Origin of the sequence: Enterococcus sp. DIV0756 (genome assembly GCF_051710745.1) — a bacterium.
Lineage (GTDB): Bacteria > Bacillota > Bacilli > Lactobacillales > Enterococcaceae > Enterococcus_A.
Genome location: NZ_JBIOLF010000001.1, coordinates 1,452,050 through 1,473,067, shown reverse-complemented (window position 1 = coordinate 1,473,067; position 21,018 = coordinate 1,452,050). Strand labels below are relative to the sequence as shown.

General features: G+C 38.9%; 27 protein-coding genes. 2 read left to right on the top strand and 25 right to left on the bottom strand.

Annotated features, from left to right (window positions below; all coding sequences use genetic code 11):
• Positions 1–41: 41 nt before the first annotated feature.
• The 8 genes from IGI44_RS07160 to IGI44_RS07125 form a co-directional block, all read right to left on the bottom strand.
• Positions 42–221, bottom strand: coding sequence for a cysteine-rich KTR domain-containing protein (locus IGI44_RS07160; protein WP_438787093.1), 180 nt, complete (start codon positions 219–221; stop codon positions 42–44).
• Complete coding sequence (locus IGI44_RS07155; RefSeq protein ID WP_438787092.1) at positions 214–441, bottom strand: helix-turn-helix transcriptional regulator; 228 nt, start codon at positions 439–441, stop codon at positions 214–216. The genes IGI44_RS07160 and IGI44_RS07155 overlap by 8 nt, the downstream gene beginning before the upstream one ends.
• A complete protein-coding gene (locus IGI44_RS07150) occupies positions 434–919 on the bottom strand; it encodes a hypothetical protein (RefSeq protein ID WP_438787091.1) in 486 nt (161 codons plus the stop codon). The genes IGI44_RS07155 and IGI44_RS07150 overlap by 8 nt, the downstream gene beginning before the upstream one ends.
• Positions 920–1,210: 291 nt before the next feature.
• Positions 1,211–1,372 (bottom strand): hypothetical protein, encoded by a 162-nt coding sequence (locus IGI44_RS07145; protein ID WP_438787090.1) that lies wholly within the window; start codon positions 1,370–1,372, stop codon positions 1,211–1,213.
• 170 nt (positions 1,373–1,542) lie between these two features.
• Complete coding sequence (locus IGI44_RS07140; protein WP_438787089.1) at positions 1,543–2,466, bottom strand: Rpn family recombination-promoting nuclease/putative transposase; 924 nt, start codon at positions 2,464–2,466, stop codon at positions 1,543–1,545.
• Between the two features lie 446 nt (positions 2,467–2,912).
• Positions 2,913–3,557 (bottom strand): DUF2922 domain-containing protein, encoded by a 645-nt coding sequence (locus IGI44_RS07135; protein ID WP_438787088.1) that lies wholly within the window; start codon positions 3,555–3,557, stop codon positions 2,913–2,915.
• A gap of 40 nt (positions 3,558–3,597) precedes the next feature.
• A complete protein-coding gene (locus tag IGI44_RS07130; protein WP_438787087.1) occupies positions 3,598–3,981 on the bottom strand; it encodes a hypothetical protein in 384 nt (127 codons plus the stop codon).
• Between the two features lie 512 nt (positions 3,982–4,493).
• Positions 4,494–4,730 carry a PspC domain-containing protein gene (locus tag IGI44_RS07125; protein ID WP_438787086.1) on the bottom strand — a complete coding sequence of 79 codons (237 nt, stop codon included), beginning with the start codon at positions 4,728–4,730 and terminating at the stop codon, positions 4,494–4,496.
• 798 nt (positions 4,731–5,528) lie between these two features.
• Between IGI44_RS07125 and IGI44_RS07120 the strand changes: the two genes are divergently transcribed.
• Positions 5,529–5,684: a hypothetical protein gene (locus tag IGI44_RS07120; RefSeq protein WP_438787085.1), complete on the top strand. Its 156-nt coding sequence runs from the start codon at positions 5,529–5,531 to the stop codon at positions 5,682–5,684.
• A gap of 117 nt (positions 5,685–5,801) precedes the next feature.
• On the opposite strand, the gene IGI44_RS07115 is transcribed toward IGI44_RS07120, so the two are convergent.
• The 7 genes from IGI44_RS07115 to IGI44_RS07085 form a co-directional block, all read right to left on the bottom strand.
• A complete protein-coding gene (locus IGI44_RS07115) occupies positions 5,802–6,497 on the bottom strand; it encodes a DUF6630 family protein (protein WP_438787084.1) in 696 nt (231 codons plus the stop codon).
• 98 nt (positions 6,498–6,595) lie between these two features.
• Positions 6,596–6,982, bottom strand: coding sequence for a DUF1761 domain-containing protein (locus IGI44_RS07110; protein WP_438787083.1), 387 nt, complete (start codon positions 6,980–6,982; stop codon positions 6,596–6,598).
• A 9-nt stretch (positions 6,983–6,991) separates the two neighbouring features.
• Complete coding sequence (locus IGI44_RS07105) at positions 6,992–7,351, bottom strand: rhodanese-like domain-containing protein (protein ID WP_438787082.1); 360 nt, start codon at positions 7,349–7,351, stop codon at positions 6,992–6,994.
• A gap of 60 nt (positions 7,352–7,411) precedes the next feature.
• Entirely contained in the window at positions 7,412–8,248 is an 837-nt protein-coding gene (locus IGI44_RS07100) for an AraC family transcriptional regulator (RefSeq protein WP_438787081.1), read from the bottom strand.
• Positions 8,249–8,285: 37 nt separating this feature from the next.
• The gene (locus IGI44_RS07095) at positions 8,286–8,849 is read right to left on the bottom strand and encodes a hypothetical protein (RefSeq protein ID WP_438787080.1); all 564 of its coding nucleotides are present in this window, start codon (positions 8,847–8,849) and stop codon (positions 8,286–8,288) included.
• A gap of 28 nt (positions 8,850–8,877) precedes the next feature.
• On the bottom strand, positions 8,878–9,825 hold the full coding sequence (locus tag IGI44_RS07090) for a hypothetical protein (RefSeq protein WP_438787079.1): 948 nt from the start codon (positions 9,823–9,825) through the stop codon (positions 8,878–8,880).
• A gap of 298 nt (positions 9,826–10,123) precedes the next feature.
• Positions 10,124–10,909, bottom strand: coding sequence for an EFR1 family ferrodoxin (locus tag IGI44_RS07085; RefSeq protein WP_438787078.1), 786 nt, complete (start codon positions 10,907–10,909; stop codon positions 10,124–10,126).
• Positions 10,910–11,003: 94 nt separating this feature from the next.
• On the opposite strand from IGI44_RS07085, the gene IGI44_RS07080 reads away from it, so the two are divergent.
• A complete protein-coding gene (locus tag IGI44_RS07080) occupies positions 11,004–11,423 on the top strand; it encodes a MerR family transcriptional regulator (RefSeq protein WP_438787077.1) in 420 nt (139 codons plus the stop codon).
• Between the two features lie 98 nt (positions 11,424–11,521).
• On the opposite strand, the gene IGI44_RS07075 is transcribed toward IGI44_RS07080, so the two are convergent.
• The 10 genes from IGI44_RS07075 to IGI44_RS07030 form a co-directional block, all read right to left on the bottom strand.
• Positions 11,522–12,532, bottom strand: coding sequence for a C45 family autoproteolytic acyltransferase/hydolase (locus IGI44_RS07075; RefSeq protein ID WP_438787076.1), 1,011 nt, complete (start codon positions 12,530–12,532; stop codon positions 11,522–11,524).
• Between the two features lie 217 nt (positions 12,533–12,749).
• Positions 12,750–13,298 (bottom strand): signal peptidase I, encoded by a 549-nt coding sequence (gene lepB, locus IGI44_RS07070; RefSeq protein ID WP_438787075.1) that lies wholly within the window; start codon positions 13,296–13,298, stop codon positions 12,750–12,752.
• A gap of 138 nt (positions 13,299–13,436) precedes the next feature.
• Positions 13,437–14,855 (bottom strand): S41 family peptidase, encoded by a 1,419-nt coding sequence (locus IGI44_RS07065; protein WP_438787074.1) that lies wholly within the window; start codon positions 14,853–14,855, stop codon positions 13,437–13,439.
• 81 nt (positions 14,856–14,936) lie between these two features.
• Positions 14,937–15,158, bottom strand: coding sequence for a YozE family protein (locus tag IGI44_RS07060; RefSeq protein WP_438787073.1), 222 nt, complete (start codon positions 15,156–15,158; stop codon positions 14,937–14,939).
• 36 nt (positions 15,159–15,194) lie between these two features.
• A complete protein-coding gene (locus IGI44_RS07055) occupies positions 15,195–15,881 on the bottom strand; it encodes a YpmS family protein (RefSeq protein WP_438787072.1) in 687 nt (228 codons plus the stop codon).
• Positions 15,881–16,729 (bottom strand): SGNH/GDSL hydrolase family protein, encoded by an 849-nt coding sequence (locus IGI44_RS07050; RefSeq protein WP_438787071.1) that lies wholly within the window; start codon positions 16,727–16,729, stop codon positions 15,881–15,883. The genes IGI44_RS07055 and IGI44_RS07050 overlap by 1 nt, the downstream gene beginning before the upstream one ends.
• An 88-nt stretch (positions 16,730–16,817) precedes the next feature.
• Complete coding sequence (locus IGI44_RS07045) at positions 16,818–17,657, bottom strand: DegV family protein (protein ID WP_438787070.1); 840 nt, start codon at positions 17,655–17,657, stop codon at positions 16,818–16,820.
• 110 nt (positions 17,658–17,767) lie between these two features.
• Complete coding sequence (locus tag IGI44_RS07040; protein ID WP_438787069.1) at positions 17,768–18,262, bottom strand: dihydrofolate reductase; 495 nt, start codon at positions 18,260–18,262, stop codon at positions 17,768–17,770.
• Positions 18,263–18,298: 36 nt separating this feature from the next.
• Positions 18,299–20,173, bottom strand: coding sequence for an ABC-F family ATP-binding cassette domain-containing protein (locus tag IGI44_RS07035; RefSeq protein ID WP_438787068.1), 1,875 nt, complete (start codon positions 20,171–20,173; stop codon positions 18,299–18,301).
• Between the two features lie 80 nt (positions 20,174–20,253).
• On the bottom strand, positions 20,254–20,835 hold the full coding sequence (locus IGI44_RS07030) for a MarR family winged helix-turn-helix transcriptional regulator (protein WP_438787067.1): 582 nt from the start codon (positions 20,833–20,835) through the stop codon (positions 20,254–20,256).
• Positions 20,836–21,018: the final 183 nt, after the last annotated feature.

Here is a 21,018-nt window from a genome sequence, read left to right as displayed (position 1 = left end):
AGCCGATAATCTATGAGGAGTATTCTCACAAATTACCGGCTCTACGTTTTCACGATTGGCTCTCTTGCTAGTATGATATTTTTTTGTATGACATCAATCATCGTTTCTTGCTTGCACTTCGGACAAAAGAGGGGGAAGTTCCTTAAAAGTGTATCCTCACATATTTGAACCCGTGTCTTCTTCTTACAGTTCGGACATAATAACCATTCTCTGCTATTCATTTTCATTCACCTCACGTTGAAAAACCTCACCGATTTCTACGTTGAAAACATCCGCAATTCGAAAGGCCATTTCCAATGATGGCGTATACTTTCCTGCCTCTAGTGCGATGATCGTTTGTCTTGATGCACCTGCTTTTTCCGCTAGCTCTAATTGGGTCATCTCATTTGCGAAGAAGCGAAGTTTGCGAATATTATTTGTGATTTTTATTTTTTTAGCCATGCTGCACACCTTTTTCGTATAAATAGATACACATGATCCCCTCAACTAAATTACCAAGGAAAAAACCCGCAAGCATAATATGGACCGCTACAAAGGGAACCATTCCGAAAGCTAAGATCGCAATCCCAACGATTGCTCCAAATCCTGATAAATAATAGCCAACACGTGATGCTCGCAAACCAATTAACTTATCCATCTCATCTTCAAAAAGTGAAGACTCAACAACACGATCGACATCCTTTTCGCTTAATTCACTATCCGTTACTGAAACCTTTATTGTATAAAGGATTACCCCGATAATATGTGAAATAATCGCACCAATGATACCGATACCAATGAACACTAAGACGACTCTCGCCCATCTACTTAAATCTGTCGAAAGCTGCGGATTTAATCTAAAAACATAGACTACATAAGCAACTGCCAAACAACATCCTAAAACGATCGAACCGAGAATTCTTTTACTATGATAAGACATGGAAACTCTCCTTTCTTTAAGATTAACAAATTAGACTTTGTGTATGTTTCATTTTACTCTATGTAAAATATATTATACACTGAAAGTCTATTTTATTCAATATCCATTTTATCTTTAGATTATTTCGAGCTATTTAATCAGTAAAAAAGAGAGTTCAGCACTACTTAGGCTGAACTCTCCATTTTTAATTATTGAGATCGATATGAAGGAGCACTGATGACTTATATCTGATAAAAGACTCATTGTTTTTGTAAAACTAGTTCAAAGAGAATCTGAAAGAATCTAAAAATTTTATTCATCAGTTTTTTTAATTATTTTCTTGTGGTTGTCGCATAGTTCAACCTCATTTTTAAAGTGACTCATGAAAAGAGAATACTGCTGAGAAGTTTTTTCAGTCATCTTTTCAACCTGATACTGCTTCACCATTTGTTTGGCAATATTATTGATTCCCATTAATAATCCCTCCCATTTCTTTCACATCAGCACTCACCTATTTGATAGGAGTAAAGTCTGAATCAGAGTTCAACACTTTTCTATTCCTATCATTGTCCCTAGCTGATTAAAACAAAAAATATACCTGTTAACTACTGTGATCGGAGACGACGCAAAAGCTTGGAATGAAACTACTTCTCTTGTTCCTCAGTTAATTTCCTAACTTCTTCGATGGCTAAATCTGTAATTTCCGATACTTGTTCGATCGTCAGTCCATTCTTCAGGCAGTTAATCGCTATTTTCCGACTTGCCTTTTCCATACCTCTTTCCATACCTTTTTCCATACCTATTTTCATTCCCTTTTCTTCAGCCTCTTCCATCGCGGTTACATATACGGCATCAGAAATGGCTTTTGCTTTTTCGATATTCATGATCATTTCTTTTTCCTCGCTTTCTAAGGTTAAGAAGTCCGTCTTTCTTTTTGCTTCCTTGATATATTCAGAGGTATCGTTTGTAACTTCTCCGGTCTTTAGGAAATATTGCCAGTGATAAGCCGCGTTGGTTCCGTCTAAATTTTCATTTTTCAAACTGAGGAAACCTAATATCAACAGTTCTCTTCCTTCTTTATTTAAGAATGGCTGATACGTCTTTTCATTTATCAAACGAAATAGCTGCATAGCATTCTCTTGTGAATCAAATAAATGAAAATCGACAATATTGATCCCATAAGCTGGACGTAGGCTAGAAAAGTTATTCTTTTTCTCTGATTCGTTCGTAGGGATCGTTCCAAAAGGAGAACGGTAGGCTTCACACAAGTAAAATAAGGAACGCTCATGAAAATACTTATGAGGCTGAATCTGACATTCAATCGTTGCATGGCTACCATCTTCAGATATTGCTAAAATATCTACCTCCGTTCGAAGAATCGCCATTTTCTTTACTTCTTTAAGATGAGATCTTTTATAACTGTCGATGTGGTAGGTTTCTTTTGGTCGTAGGGATTTGAATTCAATACCTAACAAGTCTTTAACAAAAGCTTTCAGGATGTGTTGGGAATCTTCGGAGGTCAGCATTTTTTTAAATAACAAATCGTTGGTAGGTAAGATTTTTTGCATTGGTTTCCGCCTTTCAGATAGGATCATTCTCCAACAATGAAAGGCATTTGTCGCCTACATTATAGCATGGACAATGATGGGTTATCAAAATCCTTCTTACATAAGATACGTAAAAAGACGGAATAATTCCCAAATAAAAAATAAGAATTGCGCGCACGTTTTGTTTACTAACACAGAGGAAAAGAGGCGCGGAAGAAAAACTTCAAACGAAAGAAGCCTGACCAATACTCCAGATTTTTTGTCGGAAAGGTCAGTAATTTGTTGTGATTGAACGGTTTCTATATTTATAAAATGAGTGCGCTAGTAGCATGCTAACTCGATTAGCATACGATGTTTTTTCATCACAAATAAACCTACGTCCGGACTAGGATTATTTGTGACGAAACAACTCCTCACCCGCGGAAATGAGTCGCTTGTTCTTCATCGCGCCATCAAGTCAACTTTCTCTACCTTCGTTTCTTAAAGCGGTCTAATAGCCGCCATCGCCTGTGTTTATCCTTCGGCGGTGAGGATTTATCTTTCTCCTTTATCTCTTCCTTAAGCTCTGCTAATAGCTCAATACGGATGCGGTTGCTCTCTTTATAGATGTTTGCCGTGATAGGCTGTCCGCCTTCTGGCATTTTTGACGTCACTAAAGAACGTTTTTGTTTTTCGGATAAACGCTCCATCGTTACGTTTGATGGCAACTCCAACACTTGTTTTAATAGTGTCGGCTCGACCATTTCTTCTTCAATCAGCGTGATATTCCAGTCGGTCATCGACAGAGGTGGAAGCGCTGCTGGTATTTCTGGTTGAGCCAGTACGCGCAACTCTCCCGTTTTTTCAACGCTTGTGGGTTCTTCAATACAAACTTCACAAACCTCTTCATCGATCGAATCATCAAAAATGTAGGTTTCAATCGTTTCGATATAGCTTGCACTCAGCACTTTATCAAATAGACAGGCGTCCTTTTTGCGAAAAAGATCGACTGTTGTTAATTTTTCCAAAGAAGCTCTGACTGCTTCTGGGTCAAGCGCTGGATTCGCGTCCTTCACACGTAATTTATGCCTTCTACCTAAGCTATTTTCAAATTTTGCGACTATATCTGTCATAGTATCTCCTCCTTTCCCCTTAGACATTTTCTCTTTCTGCTCATGAGCCCACTAAGCCTTGTAATGGTTCTTTGATAAATTGACTAACAAGTTTTTCAATTTTCTCTTTTACGAAGGTCTTGACTGCAAATAGTCGCAGACTAACCACCTTCCACTCCTTCGAAGAAAAATAATTTTTGAAATAAATATAATAGCGGCGTAATGTTCGAGACGTCTTGCTTTTCATAAGAATTCTCCGCACGAGTCCCTTCATGCAGAAGGAGAAATCCTCTTGTCCAAGCTCATCTCGCACTTGAAGCGCTACCAGAATTTGGATCGTTGCTTTCTCATCATGTGTTTCTGTGTAATAGTTTTCCATTCGTTTTTCAATCGTTTTACGTTTTAGCGAAAAAATCTGATTCGGGCTAAACAATGGTTTTTCCATGGTGTACCTCCTGTTGGGTTTAATTTGTTTGATTTGATTGCGCTGTTCTCAGTCAACGAAGGCTTGATCGAATAACTGACAAGCGTTGATTGAACAGCCTTATTTTCACCTTATCTGTGATCACGCCTCGACTATAATCCCACAACTGCCCGAATGTCAAACCACTTTTTGGTTCAAAAGGGCAATTCACAAGCCACAAAGCCAACGGGGAACTAGCTTTTAAAAAGCAAAATAACTATTTTTCGAGATACGATAAAGTTTTTCAGCATTTTCTCTTTCCAAGCGGTATTTTAAGAACTACTGAAAATAGATAGATCAAATAATTGATAAAGAATAAACCGTTATTTTATGTCTATTTTTGACCTTATAAATCATTTGTTTAAAGCCTGTCCATACAAAAAAGAACTCAAAATCACTTTCGTGGTTTTAAGCTCTCGATTAACTTTATTCTATCTACCTCACATGGACCGATTCAACCCGATTAATCACTAATTTTGAAGAAACCCTATCCCTTACCTAGGTTGAGCATCAAATTCTGAGAAGCTTGCATGGGAACGGCTATCCTCCGTTGATGGAATAAGCAGCGCCATTACGATATACAAGATAACTGGTGCGCCGATGAAGGTAAGACTAGCAAAAACATAAAGGATACGTGCAATGGTCGGATCAATCCCGAAATACTCCGCGATACCAGCTAGAGTCCCTGTAAATACTCGATTATTATTTGATTTCGTCAACATTTTTTTCATTTTAATTCTCTCCCTTTTCCTAATCCTATTTTCCACTCGCGATGTGTTTTTATCTTATGTCTATATTATGCAAGATCAATCATGATTCGTCATAGGTCAAAGGGCGTATTTTCATTGTAGTCATTTAGTCGGATAGTTTCTAGGACTAGTATTTTGCTGACTTTCTAGAATAAGGATTTAACACAGGATTTTTCAAAGAGATTAACCACCAAAATTTCTATTCGTCAGTCGCAACAATTATTGAACTATGATGAGATAAGAAAGCAAAGCTTCCAAGCGTTACTGACCAGATAACTGATTTATTCTAGCATTCCTGTCAGTAGTTCTCAGCTTTCTTCCTTTTCTGTGCTTTCTAGCTCTATGGTATTAAATAAAGCGACCTGGAAAATTTTTTTCTACTCACAATAATCCATTAGATTGTATTGTCAAAATCGCGGACACTATGATCAAGAATAGCTTGCCAATCCCCATAGTTGTAACTATTATGCTGCCAACGATTTTGACGGAATGAAAAAGATTGAACATTTTTGAGCTAACTTATTATGCTTTAAAACGCTATCAAATCAACCTTTTTGAATCTTTAATCAAAAAAAGTATTTTTCTTGTGAGGAAACTTTTCGATATAACGATGGATATGGTTTTCACCGAAGCGAAATAAACAATTAGAAACATTTTTGGTAAAAAAACACAAAGTATATAACTAACATATAGTCAAAAAGAAATCGATAAAGTCGTCATCCAAACCAAAAATACTATTTTTTAATTATCAATGTGTTAGAATAATCTATAGGGGGATGTATGATTCCATTGAATCTCTATCAAAAGCTTTTCTTAACGATGAAAGCCAGTACCTTCGTTGAATACATCCCCCTTGCCACTGACTTTGTTCAGTGGTTTTTTTTATTAAGCGATCAAGAATATGAGGGCATGTCTTATAGACTTAAAATCATTTGAATGTGATTATAGATTTTGTTTCTCAAACAAAATAGAGACGCACAAAATCAGAGCTGTTTCGCTTATTAACTACTAAACAGCTCTATTTCTAGTTATTCGAATAATCTTAAAACTTAACTAGTTTTCGGGTCCCCCATACATCTCAATACTCCTCACCCCAAAAGGCAGCTCCATATTCTCGCTTATTTCTATTGCCTTTCGAACATTCTCAATCGGCGCCACATTCATGGTATAGTCATCGCCCCCAGTATCTAGAGTTGCCAAAACGTATCCCGATGGTAAGTATTTCGCGAGTTCGAGGAATTTCGAAGGCTCGATTCCCTCTTCCAAGTCAGGGTAAGTATCAAAAATCGTCGGATCAATCGCCATTTTTTCCAAATTCGTTTTGAGATTGAAAACAAGATCCTCCATCAAAAATTTCCAATCATTGTAAGACAAATAGCCAAATTTTTCTAAAGTGAAAATCATCAGGTCCCAGCCGTCATAATCATCCTGATTCTCCATATGTATTTCTTCTAGATAAGTCTGAGCAAAGGTACCCTTTGTTTCTAGATTAAGTAATTGGATTGCTTCTAATACTTGAGGATCATTATTTGAAAGTAGTCGAAGTATTTCTTTGATTGCTTCAATGAATTCTGGGGTCTCTTTCCACGTTTTTTCTATCGGTGTTTCATTTTGTAACTTTGTTTTTTCTTTTTTTTGAGCTATCTTATTAATGATGAAGACCACAATGGCAAGTGTAAGAACAAATAAAGTGACAAAAGCAATAGCTCCAAAAAGAAAAGTCTTTAAAAGATAGATTAAAATGCTCATTCGTTCCACACCCTTTTCATTAGATTCTGCTATTACTATGTACCTTTTTTAAATGGAAACAACCTTCTAAAGAACAATGTGTCCTTTAGAAGGTCTGGCTACATAAACACGGCAAACGTGATGCCTAAAATAAGTATACTGATGATGCGATAGCCTTCGTTTATAGCAATTACCTTCAGGCTTTTCCCATCAAATATCGAAAGCTTGATTCCTTGAAAGACCACAACTGCTGATACCATCAATAGTTTATAGATCAAATCGACGGGGAGATTGAAGAAAATACCGATCGTACAAAATGCCGCGATCCATTCACTGATAAAGGCAAAAATCATTCGTTTCGGAGTGAAGATTTGACGAATCTTTTCATCCGAAAATCCCATTTCTTTTTGCCACACTTTTCCAGTTATTGCGGTGTACCAGATACAGCCAGCAATAAACGAGCCAAAGGTCCCTATGATAGCCGCTAGATAAAATCCTGATGTCATTTTTCTCGCCTAGACTTCCTGCATTGGCAATCCTGTTGCCTTCCACGCTTCGTTTCCGCCGGCAATCTCTAGCACCTGATACCCGTGGTTAAGCAAAAGAATACTCGCCTGCTTCGCCAATGTACATGCTGCGCTCCAGGTCACCACATAGATCAGTTTTGATTTGTCTAATTCGCTTAATCGATCTTCTAACGCGATTAACGGAATTTCCTTCGCACCAACAATTTTTTCTTTTAAAAATTCTGGGTCGCCGATTCGAACGTCAACAACTTCAAAGGCCTCTTTGTTTTCCTGAATTCCCATAAACACTTCAATCGGACTTCTTTGTGAATCAATAACCGCCTGCAAATAGTCTACTCTTTCCATCATAAATCGCTCCCTTTTCTTTGATAAACTAAGCTTAACAAAGAATAACCAACGAGACTTCTTCTACTTTGCGGTCTTTTGCAGTACTCTTTTTTTGATTTTTCGTCTATTTCTGGCCATTTGTTGTTTGATGCCGTGTGCTAAAATATTCGGTAAATTAATAATCAATGGTGGATCGCTGACTCTTTTTTCTCTAAGTTGAATCGTTAGTTCTTCGTTCTTTTGTAATGGAAAGGTAATTTTTTGTCCATCACAAGCCCGTAATGCTTTGCTCAATTGAAAATAGCTGAAGGGGTTTTTGCTTTTTCTAACACCACAGGCCATAGGATAGTAGGTCCCGGCTGGTAAATGGTAAAAATCATACGTGAATTCCTTGACTCTGCACCTGCCCATCACAGGCTGATGATTCGGATTCGGTCTCAAAAATAAACCGCTAAAAACAATGCCTTTAAAATCACCAGGAATTCTAATATGTATCGTCAATTTATATGGAGTAACCGCAACTGGAAAATTAGGATTTCGATAAAACAGTGTATCGCTATCCTCGTCGACGATTTCCTGTTGCTTCACAAGTTCATACAACTGATCGACCTGAGTCGCATAGGCTTTAGGTGACAAGCCCGTATTCTTGGTAAAGGTGGTCGTAAATGTGCCAGCGCTAGAATACCCTGCATCCAATTGAGAATTGATGACGGACTCTCCCCGAACCAGCGAATCAATCCCATTTTCTATTTTGATCGAAGATAGGTACTCATTGGGCGTCACGCCAGTCAGCTTCTTAAATTCGCGACTAAAATGAAATTTGCTATACCCAAAATGCGCTGCCACCTGTTCAACCTTCAATCCCTCGCAGGCAAATGCTTGCATATAGCTGATAATTTCCTGAATGTAGATTTCCATTTTTTATAACCTCCTGATTCCAGAGTAGTAGTGTTAACTAGTCAATATCTTCAACCTTGATACTCTTAATCATCGCTTCAAATAGGGTCTTCTCCTTTTTGCTTAGCTTTTCCTCAGAAATAAACAGCAGCTGTCCTTCCATTTTATCTATATCGAATTGATAGACCAGTCCGTTCTCATCCTCTGTTTCTTGCAAAGCTTCTTGTGAAAACTCATGATAGTTGACCGACTTCGTGCTGGTAATCTTCGCTCCTAATTCTTCTGGGGAATAATCCTCTGGTGTTTGTTCAGACGCTTTATTATGCAACGATAATTGGATCAGTAGGTTTTCGTATTTCTCGCTTTGCATAATCAACCAAGTATTCCCGTTGGCATCCACCATATCTCCTTCTGGTATCACATTGAAATCAGGAATAATGATGGTAAATCGTTTCTTTCCGACTTCAAATTGGTTCTCTTCGAATTTTGGCAGAGTTTCTGAGCTTTTACTGATAACTTCTGATGAATTAGAAGTGCTTTCCGTCGGCTCTTTATCCTGGTCACATCCAGCCAAAACACCTATAGTCACAATCGTAAATAATACTAGACCAACCTTTTTCATCTAAACCTCCTTTTTATCCAACACCTTCTCAAACTGTGATTTCTTCATTGATAAACTCCTGCAGAATCGTTCTAACAGACTCCTTTTCCGTTTTACTGAGACTGCTAGGTAAAATATGTGCGGTATTCGTTCCTAGAATGATGCTATCCTCGACAATCTTAACTGGATAACACGGCTCCAATTCACTGCGTTTAGTTGATACTGGCTGTTCCAGCGTATCTTTTGAAAAGATGAAGTGGTCCGTCACCACTAATCCATAAGGTCCAACAAGTGTCGAATCCGTGAATGCAAATAAAATCTTTTCAGCTGCTGGAATGTTGAATTTCTTCATGACCTTTCGGAAGTGCTTTTGATGCTTTTCGTCATTTCCCATCTTTATGCAAGAATTTGTTTGCACACCCAGATCAGCAATTCTTCCCTGCACATCCTTTGATTTGAAGGATTCAAGGTGTACAATTTTCAGCGTTTCTTTGATTGTTAGGATATCCGTGACTGCCTCGATCATCAATTGCATCAATTCTTTTTTCACTTCTTCAGATAAAATGTCGCTTAAGTAATCCCAATCAAAGGATTTCACCGCTTTGCCTAAAACATTTATTGCTTCCGTTATTGATTTAGGATAAGGATATTTCTTAGGGAGATAGTCATTAAACAGACTTGCTTCTCTCACATAGATCATATGATCGGTTACTAAGAAACCTGTGGCATTACTTTTTCTAGTGATTCTATTTTGAGCATTGGCTCCTACGAAAAGAACAGGAATTTCGTTTTTATCTAATGGAAGAAAATCGACAATTAATTGTTGATAGACCTTAGCGGCATCTTCCCACACATCGGGTTGATTATAGGGGGTAAAAACAAATTTTAGTGCCTCTTCACTATAGTCTTCGTATCTAGTTGAAACTTTTCGACAATAGCTTCTTTGATACTCAATTTGCTTCTCACTTAACTCTTGTGCTTTCTTTTGTTCTGCCACTTTCATCACCTTTCTTATTTTGAGATTCTCATTTATCAGAGGGACTCCTCATAAAAATAATACCTATTTTAATAACAATAATCAAGATTGAAACCATAGTGGATAGAAGATGGAAAATGTTATTATTAAGAAGAATTAGACGAATTATAAGTTTGATATACATCCTTATACAATAACATAATTATATTTTTTGTAGTTTTTTCACCACACTTCTTTTTTTAGATAAAATCAATGAAATTGTTCATAAAATAAAAAGAAAACAATTCTCAAATTCGAGACTCGTTTTCTTTTGGATAGTCTAGTATTTAACCGTTTTATTACTTTGAATTAATTGTTTAGCTGAGACAGCAGGATGGTGATATCGTCTTCGAGTCTGTGTTTTTTCCTTATAATTGATTGCCTTTTTTGGACAATAGTGCAGGCAAGCCACACATTGCTCGCAGTGGTTTAGGAACGTTGGCTTGCCTTTGACCATCTCGATATTATTAACCGGACAAACTCTTTGACAAAGGTTGCAGGAAATACACGCATCATTTACCTGATAATGACGATCTAAGGATTTCGAGCGCTTGATTTGCCAACCGTGATAGCTGTTCAAAAAGGGGATCCTTCTTCTTGTCTTTTTTAGCTTTCTTTGAAGAATTTCAGAAAGGATGTTCTGCAACGCTAGGTTTGCCTGCTCGGTCTTACTAGAAACCTCTTTACTCAAATTGTACATTACAACATAATTGGAGAACATTTTTAACCCCGAGCTATAATGGAGCATTGCACCCTTTTCTCTTAATAGCGTTGCTAATTGCGGTAACGCGTTTCCCTGTAGCTCACCATATGTTGTAATTCCATAATAATAGGCACAGTTACAGTCGGATACATCCAAACGTCGAACAAAGTCTTCTACTACGCCAGGAAGGCCTTGAAAATATGTAGGATAGACGAAGCCTATACTTTCATATTCTCCCTCTAATTTGGGCTCCAGAAAACTCGCCATTGGCAGAATCTGAGTCCCTCCCATCTTTTTAGCAATCGTTCTAGCCACGTGTAAACAATTACCTGTTCCTGAAAAATAGAAAATTACGTGTTTCATTTCATCACCTCAAAACTTTTTTTCAGCTTAACACTCAACCCAAGTTGAGAGTCAATATGCTAAAATGAAGAAAATCATTCTGGAGGAATCAACGATGTACAAAGTTCAACAGGCGGCAAAAATCCTGAATATTCCTATTTCCACCCTGCACTATTATGAAAAACGAAAGTTGATTACTCCACAAAGAGGAGAAAATAGTTATCGCTATTATTCTGATGAAGACCTTAGAACGATGCGACTCATCCTGTTAATGCGTCATTACCATTTTTCAATTGATGAAATCAAAAAAATTCTTCGAAACTTTCATAGCACTCATAATCACATAGAAGCTGCTGAGAATTCCAAAATCTTTTTTTCAAAGAAGATTGAGGAGCTGCAGGAAATCATTCAAGGCTACCTCGCGATCATCGAACTTATTAATGGCTTGCCTTTGATGAACGCTTTTGATGATTACGATACAAAAAAGAAAGAGACGATCGCGTTGATTGATCGTCTCTACGAAGAAATAGGATAGTTTCTATTGCAATTATCCTCTTTTATCGGAAAATGTGAAGCCTTCACTAGTAAATGGTGTTTGATCCAAATTTATTTTGCTAAAGAACTGAACCCTCGTTATTGAATCCGAAACCTTGCATCTTCTTGATACGTTTTCCGTGCTGGATTGCCTTCGCAGCGATAAACCTGCTTACTGTTTAGATCATAGATTGCAGACCAAACTGTATCCTTACCTGTCTTACGATCGTATTGACACAAAAAGCCAAATTCACCGGCTAGTAATTGCTTAGACTCAGACAAGCCCACCTCTCGAAAATGATCCGTTAAATAGTCTTCCAATGTCTGGTACCGCTCTTCAGCAAACCAATCATCTTCAATGGTTATTTTTCGCGAAACCATTTCCGGCAAATGGAAACTATTGGTAGCGCAAAGGAAGCCTTCTTTATCCAAGGCAGAATAAGCCACTTTATCATTGGTAAATTCAACTAAACAGGCGTCGCCAGAAGAGTCAGCCATTACCAAAGTGCCCGCTGAGCAACGTGGCAGTCTTTTTAGCCATTCGAGAGCTTCTGTGACTGTCTGGCATTTTTCCAACAGCACACGCAAAATCATGCCCACATTCATCCCAGGTTTTAGCTGATCAGGAAACACAGAGGTCAATGCAACAGCAAGTCCGAATTGATTTACACCGTCCTCCATCTCCACGAAAGCCGTCGTATTGCCTGAAAAAGCGTAGGAATCGGATTCTTTAAAAGTATAAAGACAATTCATATACAATTTTTCAATCGCCGTTAAAAAGTCGCTATTCCGCCCTAGTAAAAAGGAATGCTCATTCTTAATAATAAAGCTTGAACAATTTGTGACCCTGACGAGTGAATACATTGAAAACAGGACAGCATAAAGCGTTTCAGGATCGATCTCTTGCCCGTCTGCAATTCCGTTTATTTCCTCAATAATCTCAGGGAAAAATTCTTTATAGACCGGGTAGCATTGTTGGCCGAACTCGTACATTTCCTTTGTCATTTCAAAGGGAATAGTGTCTACTAGCTGCTTGCCATTTTTCTTAAGCAGCAGTCCCCATTTTTTACCAATTTCATAATGTGTGCCGTTAAATCTTGCATGATACATATAATTTTCTCCTTCATCATTGATTAGGAGTCGACTTCCTACCTCAAGAGTAACCCAATAAAAATTTGACTTCAATTGAATAAAATGAGAACTTTTCTCAATTTTTTTTTACACTTCTTTCGAAAAAATCTTAGTTGCACGTTAAATCAATTAGCTATACGGGATAAAAATAAGAGGCTCTAAACTCAAAAGACGAGCTTAGAACCTCTTGTTTCTGCTACGAAATAATCTTGATATGTGTTAACGGGTAATAAACCGCTTGGGCCTTGCCTAAAATATCATCGCTTTGTACCGTGCCGAACGAACGACTATCCTTCGAGATTCGCCGATTGTCTCCTAAGACAAAGTACTCATTCTTTGGTAATTTTTTCTCTCCAGTTAATTCATTTAAAGTGAAATCAGTCGTATAAGGTGAAACTTGGTGGTCGTGACTGCGGTTGTTCGTTAAAAACGATTCGGTAACCTTCTTACCATTGATATAGAGCTGATCCTTGTCGTAACGGATTTCATCCCCAGGCAGACCAATCACTCGTTTGATATAAATTGTGCCATCTGATTGTTGGAATACAATCACATCAAACCGTTTGACGCGACTAAATTTCTCCATTAGGACCATATCACCTTGGGAAAGCGTCTGATCCATTGAATTGCCTGTTACCGGGACCGGAATCAAGAGAAAACCGCGAATGACCACACCAAAAAAGAGGGAAATCAATAAATATTTGACACCTAGCCACAGGTGCGATTTGGTTAGTAAATTTTTCAATGGTTCCCCCCCTTGCAATCAAGGAACTGTGAGAAACATCTTGTCACAGTCCCTTTTTCCGAATGAACGGTGTTCCAGAAGTAGCTTCTTCGGAAATAAGCTGAACTTTCTTGCCGCTGACCACTTCTGTCACACCCTTTATTTTTTAAGTGTTTCTATAGCTTTAGCATAAGCAACATCATTGGATTTAACAAGCGCAAACACTTTTTCTTGTATCGCATCCACTGTTTTATCGTCCAACGCGCCAGTTGCAGATAAATTGTTTTCTATCTGGATTTCGCTAACTGCCTCTTTTGTCGCTTCGTTGAATAGATCCCCCTCTGTTGGGTAGCCCAAAGCCTTTAGCATCGTATTAAGATTTTTAATCGCACTGTCAGAATCACCAATGCGCCAATTTGATTGCTTAGAGATAGGTGGGAGTTTCGCGTATTCAGGATAATCTGCTTCGATCGTTGGCGTGACGCCTTTGCCTTCAACAGAAGACCCATCTGGCGCGAACCATTTCATAATCGTCAATTGAACAAAATTATCCTTACCGATCGGACTAAGCGTTTGAACACTGCCCTTGCCAAAAGTATTGACCCCAATCAGCGGATAGTTTTTATTCTTGACCGCAGCTGCAACTAACTCGGCACCATACGAACTTTCCTGATCGATTAAAAAGACTGTCGGTTCCTTCACCTTAAATCCTTGATCGATCTTTTTCCCCGCCTTATCAACGGAGATCATTTTTTTATTGTTTGAGAATTGTGCGATCGTGTCACCGTTTTCTAAAAAGTAACTAGCTACACGTTCTGCCTCAGCAATCAGTCCGCCGGAATTCTGGCGAAGATCGATCACAAAGGATTTCGCTCCCTCTTTTCGTAACTGCTCAATAATCGTTCTGAATTCTAACGCTGTTGTTTCACGAAAATTATCAATTTGAATCGAGCCAATTGTCGGGTTTTCTTTATCAAGGCTGCCTTTTACGGTATCCTCAGGAACGACATCCCGCTCAAGTGAGACTTCAAATTCTTCATTGCCTCGTTGGATCAACAATTTTACTTGTGTGCCTTTTTTGCCACGAATCATACTGACGATCTGATCTAACGACTGATCTTTCGTCGTTTTACCATCCACTTCTAAGATGATATCCTTGGCCTTCAATTTGGCTTTTTCAGCAGGAGAATTTTTGACAGGAACGCGATCAATCACTGGCAAGCGATTTTCCAGCTGCAGATTGGCTCCGATGCCTTCGAAACTTCCAGCTACTTTGGCATTTAATTCTTTGGTTTCTTTCGCAGTTAAAAATTCGGATTCTGGATCATTTAGAGACTCTGTCATCCCTTTTAAGGCCCCTTGAATCAGTTGTTCTTTATCTACTTTATCTACATAATTGGTGCTGATTAAATCATACAAATCCTGAACATCGTCCAAATCATCACGAGTAATCTTGACAACTGAATCGTTATCCATTGCTTGTTTTTGCTCGATAAAATGAGTGACTACTGCAGTGATGACGATCGTGCATATGATCGAAATGACAAAAATCGATACTGGTACTGTTTTTTTCTGCAAGGCGCATTTTCCTTTCACCCTTTTTTTCATGATAGCACGCTAGAAAAAAAAGGAAAAGCCTTCAACAACTTTTCCTTTTTATTATTTATTGTTTTCTAAGTATTTATCCCATACTTGATCGAACAAATCCATCGAGTCCAAATAATCAACATTTAATTCTAAGTAATCGGCAATTTCATGATAATCCTCCGACTGCTTCGGAAACATGATATCTTTGGCCACTTCCCCCGCAAATGCTTCAACAGGATCATGAAGGTTATGCCCGCGTTGCGTCAGTATATAATGGTAAAAGCTTCTTCTCATTTGATTCACCTCAATGATTGCTCTTCATTTGCTTGATTAATCATTGGCTTTCTTTTCTTTTGGTAAATACAAACTAAATTGAATATCATCGCCCACAAGATCAATATGGTTGGCTTTGATGAACATTCCATTACTTAGTTTGAACTCATTCAATTTCAAAACGATTGTTTGATCTTTCGGATCAATCGCTACCCATTTAGGGAATTTGTATCCGCGCTTCACTGTTTCCATCACTTGACTGACCGGCAGATTTAAAGACCCAATTGATAAATCCCGTGCTTTTAATTGAACATTGCCATTATCCATAACATACGGATCAAAGTAAAGATAAAAATCCACATCGGCGCCTAAAATTTTGAACTCACCTTTTAGCATCGCTTGATTTTCTAAATAAAACTCATACTTGATATCTGAGCCCTTTTGCAGATCATTTAAAAAGTAAGCCATTACAGTGTTCAATTTCTTTTTGTTCGTATTCATCGTTAAGACAGGTGAACCTTTCGGTACTGTTGTTTCACTGCTAGGCGGCAGATTCGTTTCACGAGCCGTGAATATTCGGACCGTAGAGAAAATGAGCCCGCCTAGTATAATACCAATTAAGACCAAAAACGCGACCTTCCAGCCGTTGATTTTATTTTTTACGGTTTTTGTCTTTCTTGTTTCGGTCTTTTTCTCAGCAACCTTCTGTTCTTCGATTTCTTTGTTTTCTTCGTTTTCGGTCATTAATTGCGCTCCTTTATTAACCATAAATCCTTCGTATCGACAATTTTTTCCTGAATCGCGTTTGCCATCAATTGATAGCCTAGGTTATTTGGATGAAAATTGTCTTCGTCATACAGGGCATCGTTCTTCACTTCAGAGTTGGAACTGGTCGTTTCATCACTATCCTTAGTAGCGATTCCTTTGTAAAGCAGATCATTGACAGGGACAAAGAAACAGTTGGTCATTTCCTTAGTCAACCGTTCAGTTTCCTCGTTCCAATTATCTACTACTGTCTGCATCGCTTTGATATCTGGAAAATTCAGATAGTACGGATTGTAGATACCGACGACATAAATTGGTGCTTTAGGGTTTAGTTCCCGCATTTCCTCCAAAATATTCGTCACATACTGCCCATATTTTTTGATTGGACGATTGAATTGTTTCGCTGATTTTGCGGTGATATTTTTTTGAAATGCCTGAAAAAGATCATTTCCGCCCACGGTCATCGTAATAAAATCAGCACTGGCAAGGCTATTGCGCAGGTCAGAGTCTTTTTTTACCCGTTTTAAAATTTGATCACTGCGCTCACCGGAAACGCCATAATTATCCTTTTCAATGGACGACAACTCATATTTTTGCTGCAGCGCATCTGCTACTAAAGGCACGTAACCGCCGCGTTTCGTCTCATCGCCTACCCCTTCCGTTAGTGAATCGCCTACCGCCACAAAATGGACAGATTTCTTATAATTCTGGTCATCCTCTCGAACGACACGAATTCGCGACTCCGCTTTAGGAATCGTTAGAAAAAGAACGAGTAGCGTAACAATCGCCGTTACCACTGGAATCAATACTGTTGAAAATCGTTTCATTCATCTGCTCCTTCTTTTTATACAATTAGTGTCCTCATCAGCTTATCTTTCGTAAAAAAAGCGCCTCTATCTCTAGAGGCAGGGACGACTAATCTGTATAGTACATGATTGCAAAAGCACCAGGTCCTGTGTGGGTAGCCACGATTGGGTTCGTGTGCAACACTGGGATATGCATATCGGGAAACATTTCTTGCAATGCTTGTTTCGCTTCGTCAATAAAATCCAATTTTCCAGCGTAGGAAATCCCGATTTGTTTGACGTTGACTTTAGCTAATTCATCTTTGAATGCTGCAAACCATTTACTGAATGTCTTTTTGCCGCGGCCCTTAGTGATCGGCAATAACTCGCCGTCTTCCAACTCCATCACAACGCGCATATTTAACACGCTGGAGATGACGCCCGCTACACGACTGATCCGTCCTCCTTTGACTAAATTATCAAGTGACGAAATACCGATAAACAGCTTGCTATGGTCCCTCACTCTTTCTACACCGGCTAAAACTTCCTCTAAGGAAGCGCCAGCTTGGGCTAACTTCGCTGCCTCAATGACTTGAAAAGCTTGCGATTGATCAATAAACCCACAGTCAATCACTGTCACATTGCTGCTGCTTAGAAACGTCGCTTGCCGAGCTGCTTCGGCAGTTCCGCTTAATGTGTGCGACATGTGGATTGATACAATGGGACTGCCATCTTTTCCTAATTCATCATATAATTCCGCAAAATAGCCGATGGGTGGTTGGCTGGTTTTGGGTAAATTTTTGGCCTGCGCCATCATCTCCATAAACCGCTCACCGGTTAATTCATCATCGTCAGGATACACCACATCATCGATCATCACTGATAATGGGATGACAGTAATATTTAATTCATCTCGAACAGATTTTTCGATCGTACAAGACGAGTCGGTTACAATTTTAACAGTTGGCATTCTGATCCTTCTTTCCATACCTAGTTTCAAATTAATTTTAGTATATCAAAACTAATGAAATAAATCATTGTTGAAACTACTTCTTTAAAAATCTTGAAAGAACCGTGTTTTTAAGACTCGATTCTTTGATACGTTTCGAAATAATAACGATAAGGGTTCTTTTCATCTTGAGGTCCTTGTTTTCGATTGGTCAACTGCCACTTTTCCCAATTGACTTCAGGAAAATAAGCATCGCCTTCAAAGCTTTCCTCAATAAAGGTCCGATAGATTTTCTCACAATACGGCAGGAATTCCGCATAGATTGCAGAACCGCCAGCGATGAATGTTCCGCCGTCGTTAGTACGGGCAAAAGCCAAAACTTCCTCCATAGAATGCATCACTACTACATTATCCGCTTGATAATTCTTGTCTCGTGTTAGTACAATCGTTTGGCGATTTGGTAATGGCCGGCCTCCCATTCCCTCAAAGGTTTTCCGTCCCATTACTAGAGTATGGTTGATCGTTGTTTCTTTAAAAAAGCGCAGATCATTTGGCAAATGCCAAGGCAACCGATTTTCTTTCCCTATCAAGTCATTTTCATCCTGCGCCCAAATCGCAATTAACATATCGTTCCTCCTACCATGTCCTAACGGAATCATCCGTTAATTTTCCTCAATAATTTCGCTCAGATATTCCCAACGCGCCATTTTATCCTCCAACGCCTGCTCCGTCTGATCAATTTCCTTTTGCAAATCCTGCAGTTTTGTAAAATCATCGCCTTGATGATTCATTTCTTCCGTTAACTCATCAATCTTACTTTCCAGCAGAGCGATATCATCTTCAATGGTTTCCCATTCCTTTTGCTCATTATAAGAAAGCTTTTTCTTGCGTTCCTTCGGCTGAGCTTTCAGCTTAATCGCTTTTTCTTCTTTTACTGGAACCTGCTGTTCTAAGTAATCCATAATTGAACCGAAGTAAGAAACAATTCTTCCATTGCCTTCAAAAATCAAAAGCTTCTCCGCCACTTTATCCAAGAAATAGCGATCGTGAGAAACGGTGATAACTGCTCCTGAGAATTCCTGAAGGTAATCCTCTAAAACCGTCAGCGTGGCAATATCCAAATCATTGGTGGGTTCGTCTAATAATAGAACGTTCGGCTGTTGAATCAACAGCTTCAGCAAATAAAGCCGCCGCTTTTCACCACCTGATAATTTACCGATCAGGGTTCCATGCATGAAACGAGGAAATAAGAAACGCTCCAAGATTTCCGCGACACTAATTTGCGAACCATCTCGTTGCTTGACTTCTTCTGCGGCCTCTTGCAAATATGCAATCATGCGTTTATTTGGATCTAACGTTTCATTTTGTTGGGTGTAGTAAGCCAAACGAACCGTTTCACCTACTTCGATCACACCACTATCTACTTGCAAACGCCCGGCTAAAAGATTCAACAGGGTCGATTTACCTGCCCCGTTCTTCCCAGTGATTCCAAGACGTTCCTTTGTCTGAATCAGCAAATCAAACTGATTCAAGATCGTTTTCCCTTCGATCGCATAGGAAGCTTGCTTAACCTCTAAAACCTTCTTGCCGAGTCGCGTTGTTGCGATATTCATTTCCAGCTGACCATCGGTCTTCACTTGATTGAGATTTTCTTTCAAGTCCTCAAATCGATTGATCCGTGCTTGCTGTTTAGTCGTTCGTGCTTTTGCTCCTGCGCGCATCCAAGCTAATTCTTGTTTGTAGAGCTGCTTTCTTTTGCCCTCTTGCTCCACTGCCACCCGATCACGTTCCGCCTTTTCAACTAAGTAGGCTTCGTAGTTGCCTTGATACTCGTAGAGCTTGCCGAAAGAAAGTTCAAAAATCCGGTTTGTTACCCGATCCAAGAAATAACGATCATGGGTGACCATCAATAATGAGCCAGTATAGCTTTTCAAATAGCTTTCCAACCACTGAATCGCATCATAATCCAAATGGTTAGTGGGCTCATCTAGTAAAAGCAGATCAGGCGCATCGATCAATACTTGAGCCAATGCTACGCGTTTAATCTGTCCTCCTGAAAGCTCGCTGATTCGCTTGTTCAACGTATCAATCCCCAGCTTATTTAAAATTGCTTTCGCTTCGCTATCCGCTGTCCAGGCATCCTGCTTGTTCATGGCTTCTTCCGCTAGCGTAAATTGTCGTTGAGATTCTGCATTGTTCTCATGTGACAATTGCAGTAAAGACTTTTCATAGTCGCGAACTGTTTGCATCAATGGATTATTTCCCTGAAAGACAACATCTAATACCAATAATTCCTCAGAAAAATTTTGCTCCTGCGCCAAATAACCAATCCGATAATCACTTGCTTTTTCAATCGCTGAAACATCCCCATCACCGCTATCTTTTCCAGCTAAAATCGTTAATAAGCTAGACTTTCCGGTGCCGTTAACTCCGATTAAACCAATTCGATCCTTTTCATGAATTAAAAAAGAAATACGGTCAAATAATGTTTTGTCACCAAAGGTTTTATAAAGCTCTGTTACTTTTAATTCTTTCATCTCGAACCATCCTCAAATTTCTCTCCGTTATTGTAACAAAAAAAGACCGTAAAGGAAATTTTTCCTTTGCGGTCTTTTGCTTACCAGTTAAAATCAGTGAATTCTGAAAAGTGATGGGGATGACCTGGGCCCTTACCGTGCGGGCCGCCATGACCATGAGGTCCATGTTCATGCGGTGGACGAGGACCATCAAAGCCTCTGCCGCCACCAAAGAATTCCTCTGGATCTTCCTCGCCTAATTCATTTTTCAATGTCTCACTTAGTTTTTCTACGAGACGTGTCCATTCAACTTTTTCTTCCTCGTTAAAATCAGCAAATAATTCTTCGCCAAAATCTGGGGCCTCTGAGAGCTTTTCTGCCTCTTCACGACCTAGCTCTGTTAAACGAATGATCATTACACGACGATCTTGTTCTGATGCTTCACGTGTAATTAATTCCTTATCCTCTAACTTCTGCAATAACTCGCCAACTGATTGTGGCCGCATCCCTAGGACAAACGTCAAATCCTTTTGACTGATCTCAGGGTTCATCTTCAACAACGCTAAAACTCTGCCTTGTCCACGATGAGGTCCAAATCCTTGATTTTTAGCCATTTGACGATGGTAATAACGACGCAAGTCATGTTGCAGTTTCATAAATTGTTCATTTAATTGATTTTCCATTGTACTCTCTCCTTTGATTTTGTTCAGGTACCTTACATCTATATAATACAGGTACCTGAATAATAAATCAAGAGGGAACTCAGTATTTATTCTGGTACCTTAATAATTTCTTTAATTCTCTTTTAAAAAGAAATACTTCAGCTCAATGAATTTACAAACGTTTTTCTGTTTACACAAAAAAAA